Origin of the sequence: Pantoea anthophila, from assembly GCF_026104315.1 — a bacterium.
GTDB classification, from domain to species: Bacteria; Pseudomonadota; Gammaproteobacteria; order Enterobacterales; family Enterobacteriaceae; genus Pantoea; species Pantoea anthophila.
Map to the genome: position 1 here is coordinate 2,704,874 of NZ_CP110473.1, position 24,320 is coordinate 2,729,193.

Consider the following 24,320-nt stretch of genomic DNA (forward strand, 5'->3'; position numbering starts at 1 on the left):
AAGTATGTATATGTATATACAACTACATCCGACGAGGATCAACCATGGCGACTTTTTTTGCCCCGCGCGCACTGCTGTCGGAGGGCTGGCAGCAGCAGGTACGTATCACGGTCAATCAGGCCGGTTTTATCGACGCTCTTACCCCGGAGAGCCACGCCGATCAGGCGGTGCTGCTCAACGGCGAGGTGATCCCGGCGATCGCTAATCTGCACTCGCACGCCTTTCAGCGCGCCATGGCCGGTCTGGCGGAAGTGGCGGGCGATCCGCAGGACAGCTTCTGGACGTGGCGTGACCGGATGTACCGCATGGTGCAGCGCCTGACGCCGCAGCAGGCGGGCGACATCGCCGCCCTGCTCTACATTGAGATGCTGAAAGGGGGTTACACCCAGGTCGCGGAGTTTCACTATCTGCATCACGATCCCAGCGGCGCGCCCTATGCGGATGACGCCATGCTGCAGCAGCTAATCGACGCCGCCGAACTGGCCGGTATCGGCCAGACGCTGCTGCCGGTGCTCTACAGCTACAGCGGCTTTGGCAGCCAGCCTCCGGCTGCCGGGCAGAAACGCTTTATTCAGCAGACCGATCGTTATCTGCAACAGCAGACGCGACTGGATGCGTGGCAGCAGCAGCGGCCCCTGCTGAACCGCGGCCTCTGTTTTCATTCGCTGCGGGCCGTCAGTGAAAGTCAGATGGAGACGGTGCTGGCGGAGAGCGATCCGACGCTGCCGGTGCATATCCATGTGGCGGAGCAGCAGAAAGAGGTGAATGACTCGCTGGCGTGGAGCGGCGAACGCCCGGTGAGCTGGCTGCTGAATCGTTTTGCCGTGGATGCACGCTGGTGTCTGATCCATGCCACCCATCTGGATGAGAGCGAGCTGGCGCGCCTCGCCCGCAGCGGTGCGGTGGCCGGTCTCTGCCCCACCACCGAAGCGAATCTCGGTGACGGCATTTTTCCGGCGGTGGAGTATATTGCGCAGGGGGGACGCTGGGGCATCGGCTCCGACAGCCATGTCTCGCTCAGCGCCCAGGAAGAGCTGCGCTGGCTGGAGTATGCGCAGCGACTGCGCGATCAGCGCCGCAACCGCATTACTCTGCCCGGCCAGCCGTCGGTCGGCGATCTGCTGTGGCAGCAGGCGGCGGCGGGCGGTGCGCAGGCGTGCGGCATTCAGCAGGGAACGCTGGCGGTGGGGCAGCGCGCCGACTGGCTGGTGCTGCGTGATGAGGCGTGGCTCGGCAGCGTGGAATCTCAGGCGCTGCTGAACCGCTGGCTGTTTGCCGGTCAGCGCGATCAGATTCGGGATGTCTACGTGGCGGGTAAGGCGGTGATCGTCGATGGCGAGCATCCCCATCAGGCGGCGTGTGCCAGACGCTTCCGTCAGGCCATGGCGGCACTGCAATGATCGCCCGCTTCTCTTACGCTGACCTGGCGGTCAGCCGCTGGCGTAATGGCGGAGGCGAAACCCGCGAAATTGTCAGCTTTCCGCCCGGTGCGGAATCCTTTGGCTGGCGCGCCAGCATTGCCACCCTGGCGCAGGATGGCCCCTTCTCAGCCTTTCCGGGCATCGATCGGATCATCACCCTGCTGCACGGCGACCCGGTCCTGCTTACCGCGCCGGGCGCAGCGCATCGGTTAATGCCGCAGCAGCCCTGGTCATTTGCCGGCGAACTGGCCCTGACCGCGCAGCTAGGGGGCAGCATCAGTGAAGACTTTAACATTATGACGCGGCGGGGGCAGTGGCAGGCCACGGTTGAGGTGGTTACCGCCCCCGTCAGCAGCCTGCACGGGGTTGCCTGGGTGCTGGCAGGCGCGTGGCGGAGCGATGACGGGAAACAGCTGACCGCCCGACAGGGCGCATGGTGGGTCGATGAGGCGTGCAGTTTCATGCCCGACAGCCGGGACGCCCGGCTGCTGTTTACCCGGCTTAGCCGTGTCCCCTGAAGCGGCCCAGCAGTTTGTAACGTGAGCCGGGATAGAGCAGCCGCGCGTAGGTCACGATTTTGTTGTCGCTCCAGGTCTGACGGCGGATCAGCAGGCAGGGTTCGTGCTCATCCAGCGACAGATGTTTGCGCTGACGCACATCGGGCAGCACCGCCTCGACAATGTGCTCGCCCGCCGTCAGCGGCGCGACCCGCATCAGATAGGTATACGGGGTCATCTGCTGATAATCCTGCGCCAGATAATCGGGGGCGACCAGCGGATTGACCAGCCTGTCCTCCAGCTGTACCGGCAGATCGTTTTCGTAGTGCACAATCAGCGAATGATAGAGCGTCTGCCCGGTGGTCAGTCCCAGCACCGCCGCCTGTTCGGGATCGGCTTTGTTCTGGCCGATGGCGAGAATTTTACAGCTGTGCTGATGACCGCGCTGGGCGATCTCGTCGGCGATGTTATGCACCTCCAGCATGGCGGTGTAGCCTTTCATCTCGGCCACAAAGGTGCCGACGCCCTGCATCCGGACCAGAAAGCCTTCGCTGGTCAGTTCACGCAGCGCCCGGTTGATGGTCATGCGGCTGACGCCCAGCTCATTAACCAGTTCACTTTCTGACGGCACACGCTGATTCGCTTTCCACATTCCTTCGCGGATCTGACTGATGATCGCCTGCTTCACCCGCTGATAGATCGGGGCGGGCTCATCGCTCATCGCCGCCGCCAGTTGTGCCAGTGCCGTATGCTCGACCATTTGCTGTTCCTTTTCCTGATAGTGCCTTCAGTTTACTGTCTCACCGCGTGAATGTATATACATCCAGTCCGGCGCGCTGTGCCCCGCTGGTGCAGCGCCCGCCTCCTGATGGTGCAGCCTCCGCCTTCATTTCCTCACCCACCCGCAGCAGGCAGGCATTCCATTTTTGTGATCGGCCTGGCACGCCCCTTGCTACTTGTATAGACAAGAATAGACACTTATGTTTCACTCGCATTATCCCGCTGGTTCAGGGCAGGAAAAACCGCTCAGCCGTGCCAGCACACTTGTATAGACAGGAGTAGACTATGTCAGGTTCGTCTCAGGCATTGCGCCTGGTGCCAGGCGAGGTAGACCTCGCCACCTTACGCGCCATCTATCAGGGTCACGTGACGCTGAGCCTCGATGACAGCGCGCGTCAGGCGATTGCAACGGCGCAGCAGACCGTGGAGGCGATCGTCGCCTCCGGCAACGTGGTGTATGGCATTAACACCGGCTTTGGCAAGCTGGCGCAGACGCAAATTCCGGCCAGCCGTCTGGCCGATCTGCAACGCAACCTGGTGCTGTCTCACAGCGTCGGGCTGGGGGATCTGCTGCCCGACAATGTCACCCGTCTGGTGGTCGCCACTAAAATCGTCAGCCTGGCCCGCGGCCACTCCGGCGTGCGGATCGAACTGGTGGAGGCGCTGCTGGCGCTGTTCAATGCCGGTGTGATGCCCTGCATTCCGGAAAAAGGATCGGTCGGGGCCTCTGGCGATCTCGCGCCGCTGGCGCACATGTCGCTGATGCTGCTGGGCGAAGGCCAGGTGCGGGTCAATGGCGCGCTGATCCCGGCAACAGAGGGACTGGCAGGCGTGGGCCTGTCGCCCTTTGTGCTCGGGCCGAAAGAGGGGCTGGCGCTGCTCAACGGCACCCAGGTTTCGACCGCGCTGGCGCTGCGCGGCCTGTTTGAAGGGGAGAATCTGTTTGCCGCCGGTCTGATGGCCGGTGCGCTGTCGCTGGAGGCGATTAAGGGCTCCCTGAAACCGTTCGACGCCCGTATTCATCAGGCGCGTGGCCAGCAGGGCCAGATTGCGGTCGCGGCCGCCGTCAGCAGCCTGATCGAAGGGAGTGAAATTTTGCAGTCCCACACCCACTGTGGCCGCGTGCAGGACCCCTACTCCATCCGCTGCGTGCCGCAGGTGATGGGTGCCTGCCTGGACAATATCCGCCACGCGGCGCGGATTCTGGAAATCGAAGCGAACGCCGCCTCGGACAATCCGCTGGTGTTCAGCGACAGCGGTGAGGTGATCTCCGGCGGCAACTTCCATGCCGAGCCGGTGGCCTTTGCCGCTGACATCCTGGCGCTGGCGATTGCCGAAGTGGGCGCCATCTCTGAACGGCGGCTGGCGCTGCTGCTGGACAGCGGCTTATCCGGTCTGCCGCCCTTCCTGGTGCGTGACGGCGGCGTGAACTCCGGCTTTATGATCGCCCAGGTCACCGCCGCTGCGCTGGCCTCGGAGAACAAGTCGCTGGCCCATCCGGGCAGCGTCGACAGCCTCCCCACCTCTGCAAACCAGGAAGATCACGTCTCCATGGCGACCTACGCTGCGCGTCGTCTCGGCAGCATGTGCTTTAACAGCGCCGCCGTGGTGGGCATCGAGGCGATGGCTGCCGCGCAGGGTATTGAGTTTAACCGGCCACTGAAAAGTTCTGCGCTGATTGAGCAGGCGTTAGATGAGATCCGTCAGCAGGTGGCCTTCCTGGAGGAAGATCGCCTGCTGGCACCCGATATCGACGCCATGCGTCAGTGGGCAAGTCGCGCTGACTGGCCTCAGGCATTGACCGCGCTGCTGCCGAGCATGCGCTCCACTTCTTGAATTAAGGAATCTGTAATGAGCGAAACTCTTTCTCAGGCTGTGGCACGTGAGATTCGTGCGCCACACGGCACCACGCTGCACTGCGCCAACTGGCTGATTGAAGCGGCTTACCGCATGATCCAGAACAACCTCGACCCCGATGTGGCCGAGCGGCCGGAGGATCTGGTGGTTTACGGCGGCATCGGAAAGGCGGCACGCAACTGGGCGTGTTTCGAGCAGATCCTGCGTTCCCTGCAGCTTCTGCAGCCGGACGAGACCCTGCTGATCCAGAGCGGCAAGCCGGTCGGTGTCTTCCGCACCCACGCCGACGCGCCGCGCGTGCTGCTGGCGAACTCCAACCTGGTGCCGCACTGGGCAAACTGGGATCACTTCCATGAGCTGGATAAAGCGGGCCTGATGATGTACGGCCAGATGACGGCAGGCTCCTGGATCTATATCGGTGCGCAGGGCATCGTGCAGGGCACTTACGAAACCTTTGTCGAGGCGGGACGTCAGCACTACAACAACGACCTGAGCGGACGCTGGATCCTCACCGCCGGGCTGGGCGGCATGGGCGGCGCGCAGCCGCTGGCCGGTGTGCTGGCCGGTGCCTGTGTGCTGGCGATTGAGTGCCAGGAGTCGCGCATCGATTTCCGCCTGCGCACCCGCTACGTCGACTACAAAGCCACCACCCTGGATGAGGCGCTGGCGTTGATCAGCGACGCCACCGCCGTAAAAAAAGCGATTTCTGTCGGTCTGCTGGGCAATGCCGCTGAGATTCTGCCGGAGCTGGTAAAACGCGCCAGGGCGGGCGGGCCGAAGCCGGATATCGTGACCGATCAGACCTCGGCGCACGACCCGATCAATGGCTATCTGCCGATTGGCTGGGATCTGGCGCGCTGGGAGCAGGAGCGTGTTTCCCAGCCGAAAGCGGTAGAGAAAGCGGCGCGCGCCTCAATGGCGGTCCACGTCCAGGCGATGCTCGACTTCTGTCATATGGGCATTCCGACCGTGGATTACGGCAACAATATCCGCCAGGTGGCGCTGGATGAGGGTGTCAGCAACGCCTTCGATTTCCCCGGCTTTGTGCCCGCCTATATCCGTCCGCTGTTCTGTGAAGGCAAAGGCCCCTTCCGCTGGGTGGCGCTGTCAGGCGACCCGGAAGATATCTATAAGACCGACGCCCGACTCAAAGAGCTGTTCCCGCATCACAAAACGCTGCATCGCTGGCTCGATATGGCGCAGGAGCGCATCGCCTTCCAGGGACTGCCTGCCCGAATCTGCTGGCTGGGGCTGGGTGAACGGCATCTGGCCGGTCTGGCATTCAACGAAATGGTGCGCAACGGCGAGCTGAAAGCGCCGGTGGTGATTGGCCGCGACCATCTCGACTGTGGCTCAGTCGCCTCACCGAACCGCGAAACCGAGGCGATGAAAGATGGCTCTGATGCGGTCTCTGACTGGCCGCTGCTGAACGCGCTGCTGAACACCGCAGGCGGCGCGACCTGGGTCAGCCTGCATCATGGCGGCGGCGTGGGCATGGGCTTCTCTCAACACTCGGGTGTGGTGATTGTCTGTGACGGCAGCAAAGAGGCGGATGCGCGTCTGGGTCGGGTGTTATGGAACGATCCGGCGACCGGAGTGATGCGTCATGCCGACGCCGGGTATGAGCTGGCGCAGCAGTGCGCCGCAGAGCACGACCTGAACCTGCCCATGCAGAAGTAACATCCTGACCGGGGCAGGCCGCAGCCTGCCCCGGCTTTCAACCTCACGCTTCGCACCCGGCAGCAGGTCGCTGACATCACTTCCTTATTACTTATTCCATTTTGATTTAGCCTATAGCCCGATTTAAGCCTGACGGCGATAGACGCCGCGCCAGACGACCTCTAAAGTGAAATCTTCTCATTCTGTATGGAGCGCGACTCTGCATGACCCTTTCCCCTGCCCTGCTTGAAGATGCCCTGCGCTGGCGCCGTGAGTTTCATCGCCACCCCGAATTAGGTTACCAGGAACAGCAAACCAGCCAGTTTATCGCGGAGGAGTTAGCCCGGGCGGGATTGCAGGTGTTTCGTGGCCTGGCGGGCACCGGGGTCATCGGCACGCTGGAGAATGGTCCTGGCCCGGTCATTGGCCTGCGGGCGGACATGGATGCGCTGCCGATCACGGAGAAAGGGGAAGCGGCGTGGCGCTCTGTCACACCGGGCGTGATGCACGCCTGCGGCCACGATGGTCACAGCGCCACGCTGCTGGCCGCTGCCCGCCAGCTGGCCGCGACGCGCCAGTTCAGCGGCACCGTGCATTTCATCTTTCAGCCTGCCGAGGAGAACCTCGGTGGCGCACGCAGAATGGTGGAAGAGGGACTGTTCCAGCGCTTCCCGATGGATGCCATCTACGCGATGCATAACTGGCCGGGGCTGCCGCTGGGGTCACTGGCGGTGAATCCCGGTGCCATGATGGCGTCGCTGGACTCGTTTGAGATCACCCTGCACGGCAAAAGCTGCCACGCGGCGATGCCGGAAAGCGGAGCCGATCCGATGGTGGTCGCCGCCGAGCTGATTCTGGCGCTGCAGACAATCCCGTCGCGTCGCCTGTCACCGCTCGCCTCGGCGGTGGTGAGCGTGACCCAGATCCACGGTGGCGAGGCGATTAACGTTATCCCGGAGCAGATCGTGCTGCGCGGCACGGTGCGCTGTCTGCAGACCAGCGTGCGCGATAAGGTGCGCGGACTGATTGATGAGTTTGTGGCGACTCTGCCGCGTCCGTTTGGCGTCAGCGGTGAGGTGCACTGGTTGCCGGGCTATCCGGTGACCGCTAACCATGCGCTGCCCGCTGAGCAGGTGCGCAAGGTGGCGCTGGCGACGCTGGGCGCAGAACAGGTTCACTGGCAGGTGAATCCGTCGATGGCATCGGAAGATTTTGCCTGCATGCTGGAAGCCTGCCCTGGCGCTTACTTCTGGCTGGGCGCAGATGGAGAAACCCCCTCTGCGCCGCTGCACAACGCCCGCTATGATTTCAACGACGCGCTGCTGCCGATTGGCATCCGTTTCTGGCAGGATCTGGTGGAACAGGCCCTGCCGCAATCCTGAGTCAGTAACCGGCAGCGCGGATCTGCTCCTCCGCCGCCGCCAGTGAATCGCACTGACCGCTGGCGCGCAGGCAGCAGGCGATCTGCAGCCGCAGCGACGCGGGCAGCGGGCGCTGCTGATTCAGCACCTCCTCAATCCAGCGCGCCGTCACCTCTGCCGTTTTATCTGCCGGCAGCTCAACGGCCACTTCTGGCTGACGCTCCACCCAGACTTCGGTTTCGGCTCCCGCGCCCTGAATCATGCTGATCGCCGGGCAGCGCTGCGGATTCGCATACACTTCCCCTTCGGTGCCATTAAGCAACAGGGCTGGCGCATCGATGTCGCTGAAGAATTTCGCCACACGTGGCACATACTCCGGATGCGAGACGCTCGACAGACGCAGCGCCGCCCGCTCCGCAAACGGGGTCGCCAGTTTTGCCAGCGTGTGCGCACTGTTACGCACGCCCATTCGCCAGCGCAGAGACAGCTGCTTCGCCATCGGCGGGCAGAGGTGATCGATGGTGATAAAAGCCAGCTCGCCCTGATCCAGTCTGGCCTGCGCCGCCTCTGCTGTAGTAACCGGTGCGATGCCGAGCGCTGCAAACACCGCCTCGCTGGTAATGCGCGTCGCGTCGTCGCTGACGCCATGCACCAGCACCGGAAAGCCGAATTTTACCAGCAGCAGCGCCAGCAGAGGCGTCAGGTTGCCCTGACGACGGGCACCGTTGTAGCTGGGGATCACGATCGGCATGGGCCGGTTTTCCGGCGCACGCAGCTGCATCATCTGCGCCTGCATCGCCTGATAAAAGCCGCGCATCTCCGCTTCGCCTTCGCCTTTGATGCGCAGCGCAATCAGGATAGCGCCCAGTTCCAGATCCGGCACCTCGCCCGCCAGCATCGCGCTGTAGAGCGCCACGGCACTCTCAAAATCGATATCGCGGGCATGATTTTTACCGCGACCAATCTCTTTAATAATTTTATTCAGTTCCATCACTCGCTTCCGGTTAAGTGCGCGGCTCAGCGCCGCGTGGGACGTCGTTTTCGCACGCTGGTTTTGGGCACCACGGCGGCCGGTATCGCTTCCGGCTCGGGCGCTTCCGGCTGCTCAATCGGGAAGACGGGCAGCGCCGCCAGCAGCCGGCTGCCGTAAGCTTTACTCAGCAGCCGGCGGTCATAAATTACGATTTCGCCATAGCATTGGTGGCTGCGAATCAGGCGTCCGACCTGCTGAATCAGGGTAAATGAGGCGCTGGGCAGACTCTGCACCTCAAACGGATAGCGCTTCAGGCTTTTCAGCCACTCGCCTTCGGTCAAAATTACCGGACTGTCTACCGGGGGAAAAGCGATTTTGTGAATATGCACCTGACTCAGCAGATCGCCTTTCAGATCCAGGCCTTCAGCGAAGGATTGCAGGCCAATCAGAATACTGGTTTCGCCTTTAGCAACCCGCTGCCGGTGCAGATCGACCAGGCGGCTGCGCGGCTGATCGCCCTGTACCAGCATCGACAGCCGCAGATCGGGCAGCGAGGTGACAAACTGCTGCATCGCCCGGTTGCTGGCAAACAGCACCAGCACCCCTTTGTGCTTTTTCTCTTTCATCTGCTGGCGGAAGAAACCGGCCATCTCGGCGATATGCTCCGCCTCATGCGACATCAGGGGTTCATAGCGCATCTGCGGGATGACCAGCTTGCCCTGCCCGACGTGGTTGAACGGGGAGTCGAGCGCCACAAAGCGGTCGCCCGCTTTTTCGCTCAGTCCCGACATCTCCTGCAGGCGGTTGAAGCTGTTGAGCGAACGCAGCGTGGCGGAGGTGACCACCACATGCGGGATTTTGCGCCACAGCATCTTCTCCAGCTGATCGCTGACGCGGATACCGGCGCAGTGAAACAGCAGGTGCGCCTGCCCTTCGCGCAGCTCGCGGGTGATCCATTTTGAAACCGGCGCGCCGGAGGCTTTCTCCATTGCCGCCAGCCGCCACAGTTTGCTGATCGATTCGAACCAGCCAAACTGGCGATTGAGCTGCAGCAGATTACGGTGCAGCCGCACGACGTCGACCTTGCCCGTCTGCTCGCTCAGCGCATTGATCAGGCCTTCACTCAGCCCGCGCAGCGCGTCACTGAGTTTAAACAGCCGGGCGCAGAGGTCGAGTAACTCCTGCGGCAGCGCCCCCAGTACAAAGCGATATTCGCCAGGCTGGTTATGGGGCGGCAGCAGCGGATTCAGCGCCTGGGCGGTCACCATAAGCAGTTCGCGCAGCTCATCGCAGTGCGCTTTCAGCCTTTCCGGGTTTGCCAGCGGCGGCGGCGATTTCGGCCGCATCTGGGTCATGATGCCGTCGACCAGCCGGATAAAGAGATCGAGCTGCAGGCTGCTCCAGCCCGGCGTGATGTCGGCGCTCATCTCCAGCGCATCGCGGGCCACTTCCGGCAGATGATGCCCCTCATCCAGCACCAGCATCAGGTTTTTAGCGGGCGGCAGTACCGACTCATTCTCCATCGCGGCCATCACCAGCGCATGGTTCGCCACCACCACATCCACCTGCTCAATCTCACGGCGCGCGACAAAAAAGGGGCATTCACGATACCAGCGGCAGTGCGCGCCCAGGCAGCTCGCCTTGTCGGTGGAGAGCCGCTGCCACAGGCTGTCGCTGACGTTCTCCTCGCTGTGATCGCGCAGGCCATCCCACTGATAGCGATCCAGCGACTTCTGCAGGCGGCCACACTGCGTCTGCTCCTCTTTGGTGCTGCTGACGGCGTCGTCGTCCAGATAGAGCAGCAGATCGCCCTGCTGATCGTCATCGGCTGCCAGCGCGGCCAGATTGCGCGGACAGACATAGCGTCTGCGTCCAAAGGCGGCAGTAAAAGTCAGATCGGGAATGATTTTTTTGAGCAGCGGCAGATCTTTGGTGAAGATCTGATCCTGCAGCGCCACGTTGGCGGTGCTGATCACCAGCCGTTTTTCCTGGGCGCGGCTGGCCGCGATGCCGGGAATAAGATAGGAGAGCGTTTTGCCCACGCCGGTCGGCGCTTCCACCGCCAGGTGGCGCGCATCGTCACCAGCCAGACATTTTGCCACTTCGGCGATCATCTGACGCTGCGGCGCACGCGGAATGAAATCAGGCACCTGCTGCGAAAGCGCTTTATACCACTGCGCTATCTGGCTTTTTACTGCGGCTGTCAGGGCCATGAGTTGCGTTACCACACCGAAAAAATGGCCTGTATTTTTACACAGTATCCCGGCGGCGTCAGCTTTCGTGCTGAATTTTTCGTGCGCCGTCGGAAATTTCAGCGGATAGCGTGGAGGCGTTCAGCGCCGGGTCGTCCGGCGCTGAAGCAGGCTACGCCAGCACCTTATACATATAGGTAGTGGCATCCAGCACGCCCGCTGTAGACTCGGCATAAAAGGGGATCGACCCTGCCACCTGCCAGCCCAGCGAACGATAGAGATCGCTGGCAACGTCACCGCTGCGGGTATCCAGCACCAGCAGCGTTTTTCCCTGCCCGCGGGCCAGCTGCTCAGCGCGCTGCATCAGTTCGCGGGCAATCCCCTGACGCCGCGCCTGCGGATGCACCAGCAGCTTGCTGAGGTCGGCCCGATGGCGGCCATTCGGCATCGCGCTGCGACTGAGGATCACCGTCGCCACAATCCGGTTGTGCTGACGCGCCACCAGCAGTTCGCTCTCCCCGCTGGTCAGACTGGTTACCCGCTGCTGCCAGAAGCGCGTCATCACCGCCACATCGGCGGCATCCACGAATCCGACACTGGCGCCATCGGCCACGCAGGCCTGAAGCACTGCCGTCAGCCCATCGATCTCCTGTTGTGCCTGTTCAGGTGAAAGCCTCTGATAATCGATCATGGTTTTGCCACCGCCAGCAGATAGTGTGCGCCTTCGATCAGATGCGCCTCGAAAGCCGATTTACCGGTGAGGTGAAAACGTAAACAGTCACCGGGCTTAAGCGTCCACTGCTGTTCGGCCACCGATACGGTCAGGCCGCCTGCCTGAAGCAGGATATGTTGCTCCAGTCCCTGGATGGGTGGCGCATCATATTCAATGCGTGCACCAGGCCGTAATTTGCCCTCTACCAGTTCGCATCTAAAATGAAGTGCGGGCGGTGACACATTGCGGCGGATAAAACCGCTGGACGGGTCATGCCAGACCGGTTGCTGATCATAAGGCACCAGCAGACTCGATGACTCCTCAACCTCACTCAGCAGGCGAGACATGGTTAATCCGTAGGCGGCACACAGCCGGTTAAGCAATGCGGCAGTAGGGCTGGTCTCGCTTCGCTCAATGCGCGATAATGACGCGCGACTGATGCCGGTGGCGACAGAAAGTTCATCCAGTGACCAGCCGCGTTGCAGGCGTAATTCTGCCAGCCTTACCGCCAGTCGTTGCTCCGTATTCAGCTCCGGCATGGTATTTTCTCATATAAGGGAAATATTCTCTGAAATGAGATATAGCTGAAAACAGGCGTATCAGTCAAGTTGTACATTGCGAAATGTATTGTACAACTTAACTGGCTTCGTTATGGTAATCGCACTCAGACCAATCGAAAGAGGCATTTATGACCTTATACAGTATCGGTGACGTCGCCGAGCGCTGTGGCATAAACCCAGTCACCCTGCGCGCCTGGCAGCGTCGTTATGGCTTGCTGAAGCCACAGCGCACCGAAGGCGGGCATCGTCAGTTTGATGAAGAAGATGTACAGCGCATCGAAGAGATTATGCGCTGGATTGAAAGCGGCGTGCCGGTCGGTAAAGTCAAGGCACTGCTGGAAGGGGGCGACGTGGATGCCCATGATGGCTGGACAACCCTGCAGGATGAGCTGATCAGCGTGCTGCGCCACGTCAGACCCGCAAAACTTCGTAACAAAATTGCCGCGATTGGCCGCGAGCATCCGATTGATGCGCTGATCGACCACGTTTTTATGCCGGTGCGCCAGAAGCTGAGTCTGGACCAGAACACCGCCCGCACGATGTGCAGCCTGCTGGATGGCCTGCTGATCGACTATGTCGCGTTCTGCCTGACGGGCAGCCGCAAAAAATCGGGCAAGGATGCGCTGATCATCGGCTGGGGTATCGAGGATCGCACCCGCATCTGGCTGGAGGGCTGGCGTCTGTCGCAGCACGGCTGGCGGATTGATGTACTGGCCGAACCGCTGGACGTGCCGCGTCCTGAACTCTTTCCCGGCATGAACATGTTTGTCTTTACCGGTAAAAAACTGACCCGTCGCCAGCAGGAACAGCTGTCACACTGGCAGGAACAGGGCTATTCCGTGCGGTTGCACGAACCCGCCTGATAACAAAAAACGCACGCCGGGCGCTTTGCCTGCTGCCTTGCGCGCGCTATTATCCCCGCCTCACTGTTAACACGCTCAGGTTTTCTCCATGAACTGCAAAAAAGCCTTTTTCGCCACGCTCTTTTTTATCATGGCCGTCGGCGGCACCAGCGGACTGATGCTGGTCGGATACTCTCTCATCGTTCACTCACGCTAAGCCAGCGTTGCAGGCGCTCAAACAGGCGGTCGCTGACGATAGCCAGCAGCGCCACCAGCAACGCCCCCTGAATCACATACGCCGTATTAAAACCGCTTAAGCCGATAATCACCGGTGACCCCAGACTTTTCGCCCCGACCGTCGAGGCGATGGCGGCGGTGCCGATATTAATGATCACCGAGGTGCGTATTCCGGCAATGATCACCGGCGCAGCCAGCGCCAGCTCGATCTGCCACAGCCGCTGCCAGGGGCTCATACCCAGCCCGGTGGCGATCTCCCGGCTGCTGGCGGGCACGCTGTCGAGTCCGGCCAGCGTGCCCTGTAAAATCGGCAGTAACCCATAGAGCAGCAGCGCAACGACGGCGGGCCAGGTCCCAAAGCCCATTACCGGCACGGCAATCGCCAGCACGGCCACCGGCGGAATCGTCTGCCCCGCCGCCACGATCGTCTCCATCAGCGGCCGGAAGGCGCGACCGGCGCGCCGCGTAACCAGCACGCCGCTGCCGATGCCCAGAACGATCGCCAGCAGGCTGGCCGTGATCACCAGCAGCAGATGCGCCAGCGTCAGCTGCCAGAAGCTCTCCTGCTGATAGAGAGGCCGCGCCAATTCGGGAAACCATGTGTGAAACAGCGGCCCGCTATAGGGCATCAGGGCCAGCAGCGCGCCATAAAGCAGCACCAGCCACAGCAGCGGATCTTTCAGCCAGCGCATGCTAATCCCTCGCGCAGTTGCAGCAGATCGCTAAAGTGCAGCACGCCCAGCGGCTGCTGCTGATCGTCGACCACCGGCAGTTTATCGGTGCGCCGGGTGATAAACTGCGACAGGGCGTCACGCAGCGTCAGCGTCGCGGCGATGGGTTCGCCCGTCAGCCACTCGCCGCGCCGGACGGCATCCCCGGCGTGCTCCAGCGACAGCAGTCTTACCCCCATTTCCGTGCGACCAAAGAAGTCGCGGACAAAATCATTTTCTGGCCGGGTCAGCAGCTCCACCGGCCTGCCCTGCTGAACAATCCCGCCGTTATCCATCAGTACAATGCGGTCCGCCAGGGTCAGCGCCTCGTCGATGTCATGGGTCACCAGCACGATGGTCCGCCCCGACAGCCGGTGGATACGCAGCATCTCCTGCTGCAGCGCGCCCCGCGTTACCGGATCGAGCGCCCCGAACGGCTCATCCATCAGCAGCACCTCCGGATCGGCGGCCAGGGCTCGCGCCACGCCGACCCGCTGCTGCTGCCCGCCGGAGAGCTGATGCGGATAGCGCTTCAGCAGCTGTGCGTCCAGATTCAGCAGCGCCAGCAGCGCCGTGATGCGTTCGTTGATCTGCGCGCGGGGCCAGCCCAGCAGTTCGGGCACCGTGGCGATATTCTTCTGCACCGTCCAGTGCGGAAACAGCCCGATCGACTGAATGGCATAGCCCATGCGGCGCCGCAGCGTGCGGGCATTCAGCTGGCGAATTGACTCACCGGCAAAGCGGATGTCACCGCTGTCGAACTCCACCAGCCGGTTGATCATCTTGAGGGTGGTTGATTTACCGGAGCCGGAGGTGCCGAGCAGCACGCAGAACTCCCCTTCCGCCACCTGTAACGACAGATCTTTTACCGCCGTTTTGCCGTTAAAGGCGCGGGAAACGCCCCTGAACTCAATCATCTTTTCTCTCCAGCAGTGAGATCAGCAGGCGGAACAGCGCATCGATCGCCACCGCCAGCGCGATCACCGGGATCACCCCCAGCAGCACCAGATCGAGCGCGCTGCTTAACAGGCCCTGAAAAATAATCGCACCAAAGCCGCCTGCCCCAATCAGCGCGGCGACCACCGCCATACCCAGCGTCTGTACCACCACTACCCGCAGACCCGCCAGCCAGACCGGCAGCGCCAGCGGCACATCGACCGCAACAAACTGCTGCCAGCCGCTCATCCCCGTGCCGCGCGCGCTTTCGCGCACCTCGTGTGGCACCTGCTGCAGCCCCACCACCACACTGCGTACCAGCGGCAGCAGGGCGTAGAGCACCAGGGCGATCAGCGCCGGGGCCATGCCAATGCCGCTAATGCCCCAGGCCCCGAGCCACGGAAAGTGATTTGCCAGTCCGGCCAGTGGCGCAATCAGCAGACCAAACAGCGCCACCGACGGCACCGTCTGGATCACATTCAGCACGCCAAAGACGCCGCTCTGCCAGCCTGGCCGCCGGAACAGCAGGACCCCCAGCGGCAGCGCTATCAGTAACGCCGGCAGCAACGTGCCGACCAGCAGCGTGAGATGGCGTCCCAGTGCGGCATCAAACACCGCATGGCGGTTGGCATACTCTTTCAGCAGGGAGAGGTCGCTGAGCTGACCGCTGAAGAGCAGCAGCAGAGGCAGCAGCCAGACCTGCAGATTGAGCAGCAGCTGAGCCAGCCGGTGACGGGTGATCTGCCGCACCCGATCGGTGATCAGCAGCAGTAGCAGCGCGCCGCTGCACCACAGGCCGCTGGCAAAACTGGTGCGTGCCAGACGACTGCCCTGCTGACTGAGCAGCGTGGCCTGATGACCACTGAGCCAGAGGATCGCGGCCAGCATCAGCTGCGCGGCCAGCAGCGCCAGCACCAGGTTTACCCGCGTCGGCGGCCGCCATAACAGCAGCCAGAGCGTCAGCAGCGGCACAAGCAGCAGCCCGAACCGGCTGATCTGCGATCCCATCAGCGGTTCACCGGCCACCAGCCGGTTCGGGGCGAAGTTAAGAAACGGCAGCGCCGCCAGCGCCAGGCTCAGCAGCGTCAGCAGCAGCAGGGCCACCGGCTGCTGCAGCGGGCGACGTATCGCTTCCCGCGATAACACCATCGGTTACAGCAACTTCTTCTGCTGCAGCCATTCGGTCGCGACGCTGCTGGCATCCTGACCGTCCACGGCGATTTTCGCGTTGAGCTGTTGCAGCGTCTTCTCGTCCAGCGCGCTGAATACCGGCTTCAGCCATTCCGCAATCTGTGGGTACGCTTTCAGAACCGATTCGCGGATCACCGGTGTCGGGGCGTAAATCGGCTGAACGCCTTTCGGATCGCTGAGCGTCTGCAGACCCAGCGCCGCCACCGGCCCGTCGGTGCCATACGCCATCGCCGCGTTCACCCCGGAGGTCTGCTGTGCCGCCGCGCTGATAGTCACCGCGGTATCGCCGCCAGCCAGCGACAGCAGCTGATCCTGCGTGAGGTTAAATCCGTAGGCTTTTTCAAAGGCGGGTAAGGCGTCGCTGCGTTCAATAAACTCTGCCGACGCCGCCAGTTTGAAGGTCCCGCCTTTTTTCAGAAAGGCGCTGAGGTCGGCCAGAGAGGTAAGCTGATTCTTTTCGGCCAGATCTTTTCGCACAGCGATGGTCCAGGTGTTGTTTGCCGGTGCCGGTGTCAGCCAGACCAGATGGTTTTTCTCCGCATCGAGCTTTTTCACCTTCTCATAGCCCTGGGCGGCATTCTTCCAGGCGCTATCTTTTTCATCGTTAAAGAAAAACGCGCCGTTGCCGGTATATTCCGGATAGATATCCAGTTCGCCCGCCGTGATCGCGCCACGCACCACCTGAGTGGTGCCGAGCTGGATTTTATTCACGGTTTTCACGCCATGCTTTTCCAGCACCTGAAGAATCACATTTCCCAGCAGCGAGCCTTCCGTATCAATTTTTGAGCCGACCCGCACCGGATCGGCTGCCTGTGCTACCCCGATGCTCAGCAGTAAGGCGCTGACGCCGATCCAACCCCGAATTCTGACCATGACCTTTTCCTTATCGCATTATCGCGTGTTGTTATAGCGTGATGTTTTCGCGAGGCGTCAATGGTGCGCCTGAGCGATCAGACTGCTCTCCTGCTTTCTGAGTCGATGCTGGCAGGGCGCGAAGCGGTAAATTCTCTGCCTTAAAAGCGTAGCCTGGCGCGGCGGTGATGCCGCTGACTTTCTCGCAAGCTGATAACGATTTGAGATTATAAAATAATTTTATATAACTCAAATGAATTTACGTCTGGGCGTCTAAACGGCTATTCTCGAAAATCTGTTTTTATAATAAAAGACGCATAACATCATGTCCGACCTGACTTCTTCTGCCCATGTGGCGACTGCCGGGCGTTCGCCCGCCGGGGAAACGCAATGGATTCGCAGCGCCGCTGACGTCTCCCGTTTAGTGAACAGCGGCGACAGCGCCCGCAATAATGCCCGCATTGTGGTGGCGATTGCGCTGGGAGGCGTGTTTCTTGACGCCTACGATCTGGGTGCGCTGGCTTTTGGCATCAAAGATGTGACGCGCGAATTTCATCTTACGCCGACCGGCACCGGCATGATCGCCTCCGCGATTACATTCGGGGCGATCGTGGGTGCACTGCTCGGCGGCTACCTCACCGATAAGATTGGCCGCTATCGGGTCTTTATGGCCGATATGTTCTTTTTCGTCGTCGCGGCTATCGCCTGTGCTTTTGCTCCCAATGAGTATGTGCTGGGTGCAGCGCGCTTTGTGATGGGCCTGGGTGTCGGCATCGATCTGCCGGTGGCGATGGCCTTCCTGGCGGAGTTTTCGAAGCTGCGCGGTAAGGGGAATAAAGCCGCCAGCGTGGCGATGTGGTGCCCGACCTGGTACGCAGCGATCAGTATCTCCTATCTGCTGGTGCTGCTGCTCTATGCGGTATTGCCGGAGAGCCATACCGACTGGCTGTGGCGGCTGATCCTGGGGTTTGGAGCCGTGCCGGCGATTGTCATTATCGCTATCCGCAGTCGTTACATGAGTGAGTCGCCGGTCTGGGCGGCCAATCAGGGCGACCTGAAAGGGGCGGCGGCGATCTTACGCAGCGCATGGAATATCAACGCGCAGGTGGCACCCGATGCCGCGCTGACGCCGGTTACACCGGTGCGCAGGGCGAGCTGGCGCAACTATGGTGCGCTGCTGCAGGGCGTCTATCGCCGCCGCACGCTGCTGGCGACCATTACCTCTATCGCCTCATCCTTTGCTTATAACGCCGTCGCGTTTGGCCTGCCGGTGATCATCACCAGCTTTTTTGCCCAGTCGATGCTGACCACGATTCTGGTGTCGCTGGCGCTGAATCTGCTGTTCGCCTTTGTGGGCGGGCTGCTGGCGGTGCGTCTGGTGCCGCGTCTGGGTGCCTGGAAGATGTCGGTGGCGGGTTACAGTTGTCAGTGTGTGGCGCTGCTCGGACTGGCGCTGATTGGTCGCCCGGAAGGGGGGCAGGAAGCAGCTGTCGCGATCGGGATGCTGGCGCTGTTCCTGTTTGGTCAGGGATTCGGGCCCGGCTCGCACACCATGACCTTTGCGTCACTGAGCTACCCCACGTCGCTGCGGGGTGTGGGCGTCGGCTTCAATCAGACGCTGATGCGCGGCAGTTCGACCGTTTCACTGTTTCTGTTCCCGGTGCTGGTTGCGGCGCTCGGCACCGGCGTGTTCTGGGTGATCTTCCTGGCCCCGCTGGCCGGACTGCTGGCGCTGCTGACCATCCGCTGGGAACCATCGGGCTATGATGTGGATGCAGAGGATTTTGAGCTGCCGCGATAACCCGCGCTGCGGGCGTGGACAGATCGCAGGAAAACCGCACCTCAGTGCGGTTTTTTTTATGCCGTAACGGCCGGGAAAGGAAACTGCTCCAGATAATCCGGGATACGCGGGAAGGTATGCAAAAACCACGGCGTGAACTGCTCTGGCTGCTGCTGCATCTGCTCTTCAATCAACGCCATCGGGCGATAATCGAAGGCGTCCGCTTCCTGCGGATTGAGCTGCGGCAGGCTGTCGCAGACGGCAAAAAAGACGTGACCATATTCATGCTCGGTCAGGCCATTACTCAGCTTCAGGTTGTAGCTCAGCTCAAACACCGGCGTCAGCGTCACCACCATGCCCATCTCTTCGCGCAGGCGGCGTTCAGCGGCGTCACGGGTCGATTCATGAGGATACGGATGCCCGCAGCAGGTATTACTCCACAAGCCACCACAGTGATATTTATCGCTGGCGCGCCGCTGCAGTAACAGCTCCTGCCGGGAATTGAAGACGTAGACCGTCACCGCGCGGTGCAGTAGTCCTTTTTCATGCACTTCCAGCTTTTCCATTTTGCCGGTGGGACGATCGAGGTGGTCAACGAGGATAACTTCAATAGCAGACATGGCGTTTCCTTGAGATTATTCTCAACTATTCTGGCACAAGATTCGCGGTTTGGGCGTAACAGAAAGGAATTTTTACCCTTATCGGGCGGAGGTAAGCGGATGACGCCAGACGAAAATCAGGCCAGCAACGCTGGCCTGAGGAAGAATTACAGCCGGAAGCTCTGCACCACCTGCTCAAGCTGGGTACTCTGCGCCTCCATTGCCTGAGCCGCAGCGGAAACCTGCTCCACCAGCACGGCGTTCTGCTGGGTAGTGCCATCCAGCTGCGTAATCGCCACATTAACCTGCTCGATCCCCATGCTCTGTTCCCGGCTGGCTGACATGATCTCGCTCATCAGCGTCGTCACGCTGCTGACGCCCTGCATCAGCTCATCCATCGTCTGACCCGCCTGCTCCACCAGCGCACTGCCGGTATCAATGTTCGCCACGGACTCTTCAATTAACTTTTTAATCTCACGCGCCGAATTGGCTGAGCGCTGCGCCAGGTTGCGCACTTCTGACGCCACCACCGCAAAACCGCGCCCCTGCTCACCGGCACGGGCCGCCTCGACGGCGGCGTTCAGCGCCAGGATATTGGTCTGGAATGCGATGCTGTCGATCACGCTGATGATGTCGACCACCTTACGTGACGAATGGTGGATCTCGCCCATGGTGGTGACGACCTGACGCACTACTTCTGAACCGCGTGCGGCAACCTGCGAGGCATCGCCCGCCAGCTGGTTGGCGTGAGTGGCGTTATCGGCGTTCTGACGCACGGTGCCGGTCAGCTGCTCCATCGACGCCGCCGTTTCCACAATCGAACTGGCCTGATCTTCAGTGCGCGAAGAGAGATTGGCGTTGCCGCTGGCGATCTCGCGCGACGCGGCGGTGATCGCCAGCGCGCTGTCGCCCACCTGCTGGATTAACCCCTGCAGATAGCTGATGAACTGGTTAAAGCTCTGCGCAACGGCGTTGAACTCCGGGCTGTTGCTGGCGGGCAGACGTTGGGTCAGGTCCGCGCCGCCGGTCGACAGCGCTTCGATGTTGCTGTTCAGCACGCTGAGACGCTTCATCATGGCGCGGACAAAGCCCAGCGACACCAGCAGCAGGATCACCGCCAGCGGAATCTGCACCAGGCCCAGACGCGTCAGCATGTTGTGCGACTGCGCTTTCAGCAGGCTGGTCGGCAGGCTGCTGGCGAGAAACCACGGGCTGCCGGGAATGGCCTGCAGAAACAGCGTCTGCTCGCCTTCGCTGCTGTCATAGGTGGTTTCCAGTGGCTGGGTGCCCGCCCCGCTCAGCAGCGCCTTCAGGGGCGCAGCCATCGGCGTCTGCACATCGGCCAGGTTCTCCAGCTTCGGCGCGGCATTCACCAGCGCACCGTTGCCGACAACTTTGCCATCCGCTTCGACGATCAGCACGTTGCCCTGAATGGTTTCGCCCATCTGTTTCGCCAGCTGGTTAAAGAATCCCAGCGTCACGTCGATGGTTGCCACGCCCCAGACGGTGCCGTTGCGGTAGATCGCCATGGCACAGTTGGTTCGCGGCTGTGGGCTGGCGGCATCCTGATAGGCTTTTGCCCAGGCGCACTGCCCTTTTGGGGCGGCCAGGCCATCCTTGTACCAGGGTTGCTCCCAGTATTTGTCGGCGGCATCGGAGTTCCAGTAGGTATTGACCTGCAGTTCGTTGCTGGCATTGCGGGCAAAGAAGCTGCTGTTTTTCTCTTTGGCGGGATCGCGACGATTTGGCAACGGCCAGATGCCGCCGCCGAAGACATTACTGTCCTGATACTGGTTAACCAGCGTCGGTAATAGGGTGTCGATGGTGGCGCTGTCCATGACGGAGGCCGCTTCGGTAATCGCACGCTGCTGAGCCTGAACGCGGTTCATCTGCTCGACGATACCGGAGGCCAGTGAATCGACCTGATAACGCACCAGACGGCTTTCGCTGTCGACCAGCTGCGGTGCGACAAACTGATTGATGACCCAAACTGTAACGAGTAAAAGCGCAACAAAGAACGCGATCATTGTTGCGGTAAAGCGGGATTGTGTTGTTTTAAACATCTTTGTTCCCCTGAACCTGGTATGGCGCGATTGCCTGATCCGGTTTAACGGCTCGCTTACGGGGAACTTGAGGTGAGCGGGATCACAGAATTGATAAATGTTTAATTTTTGTGAAAATTTAATTTCATTGCGGGATTATCACCTCCCCGGCGCGAGCCGGGGAAGGGGCAGAGAGGCCTGGCGTGACTGGCTTAGCCTTCTGAATCGACAACCTCCTGACGCGGACGGAAGATGTGGTTACTGCCGCCAGCGGTTAACAATTCCCGTAACCTCTGACCGCCATGCTCATCCGCCTGGGCGAACTGCCGCTCCGCTTCGGTGATGGGTGTGGTCCAGAGCAGTGTGGGACGATCGCCATCGCGCTTGGGCAGTTTAAACTGTGCCGGTTCGCTGGCCAGCTCATTTGCCAGCAGGAAGCTCTCAAAGCCGACCGGCGCGACTTCCGATGCCAGCGTATGCCCCTCCCCCAGCCAGGTGAGGCGCGCCCACGGCAGATGCACAAACTCCGCCAGAGCACTCGCCATCTGCACCGCATTGCCTTCGGTCATGACCTCGCCATCCACCGCCATCCCCAGCTCGATACGGCGATACTGCGGTGCCAGCTCATCAAACAGGTAGTCGACCTGCGGCATCGGCCGGATGCTCATGCCAATCGTCAGGAAGTACCAGACGCCCTGATGCCAGTGCTGGGAGATCGCCATCGGCGGCCAGCTCCCCTGATCGATCGCGTAATATTTCACCGACTCGCCAAAGCGGCTCTGATAGCAGGCCATGAGATCCTGCTGAACCTTGTCCCACTCGCTGCCATCGTGCCATTCGCGCCAGAACTGACGCTGCTGCTCTGCACGGGCATAGTAGTCATTGGTCGAGGCCGAACCCAGCGGGGCCGTCAGCCGGTTCTTTTTGATGCAGCCCGCTGAGAAGCTGACCTGCTTATCCTGGTAAAGACTCCAGCCGGGGATCACCGCCAGCAGCTGACCGTAATACCAGAGCGCCGCGCCATCATCGCTCGGCTCCCAGAGAACCTGCAGCCCGGCGGGATTCAGTGCAGGCTCCGCTTCCAGGTTACGGCAATACTCGGCGCTGAGCAGCGGCGCAATGCCCTGCTCCATCGCCTCGCGATCTTCCTGCGCCGGTGCGGGCAGCAGGTTGCGCAGCCAGCAGCCGCGCACCGCATACTGACTGCGGAACAGGTCGGTGGGCCAGATGTAAAAATAGGCGGTGCGCGCATCCTGTTCGACAATAGCGGTGAGGGTGCGCTGCTGATTGTGGACTTCAGCAATCAGGGATTTGTACGTCATAGTGCCTCGACAAAGCCTGGAGGAATCCATTTTCCCCGAGAATAGAGCAGGATCGTGACTGCTGCACGCGGAGACAAGGGTAATAGTCTCAAAGTGGGAAGGATGGACGGAGACGACACGAATTTCACTGCGTCGGCGACCTTTCCTGATGCCGGCCCCCAGCTCAGCAGGGTCATAACGGGATTATTCGATGAAGCCACTGCCAGAGTGCCGCAATCGCCCCGTGATCCCGATCAGCAAATCGACATCTTCAGGTGTCAGCCTGTCGAGAAAATGTTGCCTGACACTCTCAGCATGCACCGGTCGCGCTTTTGCGAGCGTCTGACGCCCTGTATCTGTCAGGCTGACCGAAATGCCAGCCGGGTCATGACGATTTCTCAGCACAAGTTGCCGGGAAGCCATACGTGAAAGCTGGTGTGAAAGCCGGGACTTGTCCCACTCCAGGTATTCCAGCAACTCACGCTGAAGCAGTGCGCCCTGCGGACTTTTACTGATTTCCATCAGAATCATGAAATCCGCGCCGGAAAGACCGGTTGCCTCAGTAATATTTTTGACAATACGACCCGTTATGACTTCTGCAAGCCGGCGGTAACCCCGCCATGCCATCCACTCTTTATCTGAAATCCCGGTGCTATCCATCTCTGTCTGACCCTTCAGGTTGATATGTCAACTTTGTGATTATAGAGTATACACTCCACAGCTGAGAGAAATCCCTATGCCGAACAAACCGAATATCGCGATTGTTGGTGGTGGTCCAGCCGGACTCACTGCGGCCGTCATACTTCAGCGCAATGGTTTTAACGTCCAGGTGTTTGAATATAAGTCAGGGGATGCTGAACGAAACCAGGGAGGATCGCTGGATTTGCATCCTGACAGCGGTCAGGAAGCTCTGCGCAGAGCGGGCCTGCTGGAACCCTTCATAAAAATAGCCAGACATGAGGATCAGGAAAGCCGGATGCTGGATTACCGCACCGGTGAGGCAATAGATGACCGCCTGATGCCGGAAGGTGAAATCGATAAACCCGAAATTGACCGCGGTGAGTTAATCAATTTGCTGCTAAGTGCCCTTGCGCCAGAGTCCCTCCAGTGGGGGCATAAGCTTCATCACGTCGATACTGGCCTGAATGGCAGGTACAGGCTGATTTTCGGAAACGGAAGAGATTCTGAGGCAGATATTATCATCGGTGCGGATGGGGCCTGGTCACGGGTAAGAGGCTACCTGACGCAGACGCGTCCTGAATACACGGGCATCACCTTTTTTGAAGGCTGGATAGATCGCCCCTCCCGACGAATCGATGGTATCGCTGGGAAAGGAACCGCTTTCAGCTTTGGCGGGGCGGAGGCTTTGGTCACACAGCGCAACGGGGGCGGAAGGATCTGCGTTTATGTGGCGATGAAAAGAGATATTGAACGCATTGAGCGGGATAGTGCGTGCTGCGATATCACTTCATATGTGCGAGACGCTTACCGGGAGTGGGCTGACTCCCTTCAGGCCGTTGTTAATGCCCCTGCTGAATATGTCAGACGTCCCATCTACAGCCTGCCTGCGGATTTTAGCTGGACACCGCGTCCGGGCATCACGCTCATTGGGGATGCTGCTCATCTGATGCCACCGGTCGGCGTCGGTGTCAATCTTGCCATGCTTGATGCCACTGATGTCGCCCTGGCCATTTGCGCGTCATCAGAACCGTTCGACGGATTACGCAGTGCGGAAAAAAAGATTATGGAACGCGCGCGCGGCATGATGCCTGATGCCCTGTCTGGTTTTCAGAACTGGTTCAGCGAAAAAGAGTAAAC

At 60.8% G+C, this 24,320-nt stretch carries 21 protein-coding genes; 8 read left to right on the forward strand and 13 right to left on the reverse strand.

Annotated elements, in window-relative coordinates; translation table 11 throughout:
- Positions 1 to 44: 44 nt before the first annotated feature.
- Entirely contained in the window at positions 45 to 1,400 is a 1,356-nt protein-coding gene (locus OJ965_RS15110) for a formimidoylglutamate deiminase (protein ID WP_265136763.1), read from the forward strand.
- The gene (locus tag OJ965_RS15115; RefSeq protein ID WP_265136765.1) at positions 1,397 to 1,939 is read left to right on the forward strand and encodes a HutD/Ves family protein; all 543 of its coding nucleotides are present in this window, start codon (positions 1,397 to 1,399) and stop codon (positions 1,937 to 1,939) included. Before OJ965_RS15110 ends, OJ965_RS15115 begins: the two co-directional genes overlap by 4 nt.
- Here OJ965_RS15115 and hutC read toward each other — a convergent pair.
- A complete protein-coding gene (gene hutC / locus OJ965_RS15120; protein ID WP_009091253.1) occupies positions 1,923 to 2,678 on the reverse strand; it encodes a histidine utilization repressor in 756 nt (251 codons plus the stop codon). The two genes, OJ965_RS15115 and hutC, sit on opposite strands and share 17 nt — an antisense overlap.
- A gap of 305 nt (positions 2,679 to 2,983) precedes the next feature.
- Here hutC and hutH point away from each other — a divergent pair, with 305 nt between their 5' ends.
- From hutH to OJ965_RS15135, 3 genes are all read left to right on the forward strand, one after another.
- Positions 2,984 to 4,534, forward strand: coding sequence for a histidine ammonia-lyase (hutH, locus tag OJ965_RS15125; protein ID WP_265136771.1), 1,551 nt, complete (start codon positions 2,984 to 2,986; stop codon positions 4,532 to 4,534).
- A 15-nt stretch (positions 4,535 to 4,549) separates the two neighbouring features.
- Positions 4,550 to 6,235, forward strand: a complete 1,686-nt coding sequence (gene hutU, locus OJ965_RS15130; protein WP_265136773.1) for a urocanate hydratase — start codon at positions 4,550 to 4,552, stop codon at positions 6,233 to 6,235.
- Between the two features lie 203 nt (positions 6,236 to 6,438).
- Entirely contained in the window at positions 6,439 to 7,596 is a 1,158-nt protein-coding gene (locus OJ965_RS15135) for a M20 aminoacylase family protein (RefSeq protein WP_265136775.1), read from the forward strand.
- A gap of 1 nt (position 7,597) precedes the next feature.
- On the opposite strand, the gene ybiB is transcribed toward OJ965_RS15135, so the two are convergent.
- The 4 genes from ybiB to OJ965_RS15155 form a co-directional block, all read right to left on the reverse strand.
- A complete protein-coding gene (gene ybiB / locus OJ965_RS15140) occupies positions 7,598 to 8,566 on the reverse strand; it encodes a DNA-binding protein YbiB (protein WP_265136776.1) in 969 nt (322 codons plus the stop codon).
- 26 nt (positions 8,567 to 8,592) lie between these two features.
- Positions 8,593 to 10,761, reverse strand: a complete 2,169-nt coding sequence (dinG, locus tag OJ965_RS15145; RefSeq protein ID WP_265136778.1) for an ATP-dependent DNA helicase DinG — start codon at positions 10,759 to 10,761, stop codon at positions 8,593 to 8,595.
- A 151-nt stretch (positions 10,762 to 10,912) separates the two neighbouring features.
- Entirely contained in the window at positions 10,913 to 11,431 is a 519-nt protein-coding gene (locus OJ965_RS15150; protein WP_265136779.1) for a GNAT family N-acetyltransferase, read from the reverse strand.
- On the reverse strand, positions 11,428 to 11,991 hold the full coding sequence (locus OJ965_RS15155) for a helix-turn-helix transcriptional regulator (protein WP_265136781.1): 564 nt from the start codon (positions 11,989 to 11,991) through the stop codon (positions 11,428 to 11,430). The genes OJ965_RS15150 and OJ965_RS15155 overlap by 4 nt, the downstream gene beginning before the upstream one ends.
- Before the next feature lie 149 nt (positions 11,992 to 12,140).
- Here OJ965_RS15155 and OJ965_RS15160 point away from each other — a divergent pair, with 149 nt between their 5' ends.
- Complete coding sequence (locus tag OJ965_RS15160) at positions 12,141 to 12,875, forward strand: MerR family transcriptional regulator (protein ID WP_009091268.1); 735 nt, start codon at positions 12,141 to 12,143, stop codon at positions 12,873 to 12,875.
- Positions 12,876 to 13,051: 176 nt separating this feature from the next.
- Here OJ965_RS15160 and OJ965_RS15170 read toward each other — a convergent pair whose 3' ends face one another.
- The 4 genes from OJ965_RS15170 to osmF are packed head-to-tail and all read right to left on the reverse strand — an operon-like array spanning position 13,052 to position 16,801.
- On the reverse strand, positions 13,052 to 13,783 hold the full coding sequence (locus OJ965_RS15170) for an ABC transporter permease (RefSeq protein WP_265136786.1): 732 nt from the start codon (positions 13,781 to 13,783) through the stop codon (positions 13,052 to 13,054).
- Positions 13,771 to 14,718, reverse strand: coding sequence for an ABC transporter ATP-binding protein (locus OJ965_RS15175; RefSeq protein ID WP_046101478.1), 948 nt, complete (start codon positions 14,716 to 14,718; stop codon positions 13,771 to 13,773). Before OJ965_RS15175 ends, OJ965_RS15170 begins: the two co-directional genes overlap by 13 nt.
- Positions 14,711 to 15,886, reverse strand: a complete 1,176-nt coding sequence (locus OJ965_RS15180; RefSeq protein WP_265136789.1) for an ABC transporter permease — start codon at positions 15,884 to 15,886, stop codon at positions 14,711 to 14,713. Before OJ965_RS15180 ends, OJ965_RS15175 begins: the two co-directional genes overlap by 8 nt.
- A 3-nt stretch (positions 15,887 to 15,889) precedes the next feature.
- Positions 15,890 to 16,801: a glycine betaine ABC transporter substrate-binding protein OsmF gene (gene osmF, locus OJ965_RS15185; RefSeq protein WP_046101477.1), complete on the reverse strand. Its 912-nt coding sequence runs from the start codon at positions 16,799 to 16,801 to the stop codon at positions 15,890 to 15,892.
- A 304-nt stretch (positions 16,802 to 17,105) separates the two neighbouring features.
- Here osmF and OJ965_RS15190 point away from each other — a divergent pair, with 304 nt between their 5' ends.
- A complete protein-coding gene (locus tag OJ965_RS15190; protein WP_154927935.1) occupies positions 17,106 to 18,581 on the forward strand; it encodes an MFS transporter in 1,476 nt (491 codons plus the stop codon).
- A 56-nt stretch (positions 18,582 to 18,637) separates the two neighbouring features.
- Here OJ965_RS15190 and idi read toward each other — a convergent pair whose 3' ends face one another.
- The 4 genes from idi to OJ965_RS15210 all read right to left on the reverse strand — a co-directional run bounded on the left by idi (position 18,638) and on the right by OJ965_RS15210 (position 23,162).
- Positions 18,638 to 19,180 (reverse strand): isopentenyl-diphosphate Delta-isomerase, encoded by a 543-nt coding sequence (gene idi / locus OJ965_RS15195; protein WP_009091282.1) that lies wholly within the window; start codon positions 19,178 to 19,180, stop codon positions 18,638 to 18,640.
- Between the two features lie 146 nt (positions 19,181 to 19,326).
- Positions 19,327 to 21,222, reverse strand: a complete 1,896-nt coding sequence (locus tag OJ965_RS15200; RefSeq protein ID WP_046101475.1) for a methyl-accepting chemotaxis protein — start codon at positions 21,220 to 21,222, stop codon at positions 19,327 to 19,329.
- Positions 21,223 to 21,413: 191 nt separating this feature from the next.
- Positions 21,414 to 22,523: a suppressor of fused domain protein gene (locus tag OJ965_RS15205; protein WP_154927936.1), complete on the reverse strand. Its 1,110-nt coding sequence runs from the start codon at positions 22,521 to 22,523 to the stop codon at positions 21,414 to 21,416.
- A gap of 183 nt (positions 22,524 to 22,706) precedes the next feature.
- Positions 22,707 to 23,162, reverse strand: a complete 456-nt coding sequence (locus OJ965_RS15210) for a MarR family winged helix-turn-helix transcriptional regulator (protein ID WP_009091287.1) — start codon at positions 23,160 to 23,162, stop codon at positions 22,707 to 22,709.
- Between the two features lie 76 nt (positions 23,163 to 23,238).
- On the opposite strand from OJ965_RS15210, the gene OJ965_RS15215 reads away from it, so the two are divergent.
- Positions 23,239 to 24,318: an FAD-dependent oxidoreductase gene (locus OJ965_RS15215; RefSeq protein WP_154927937.1), complete on the forward strand. Its 1,080-nt coding sequence runs from the start codon at positions 23,239 to 23,241 to the stop codon at positions 24,316 to 24,318.
- Positions 24,319 to 24,320 lie beyond the last annotated feature (2 nt).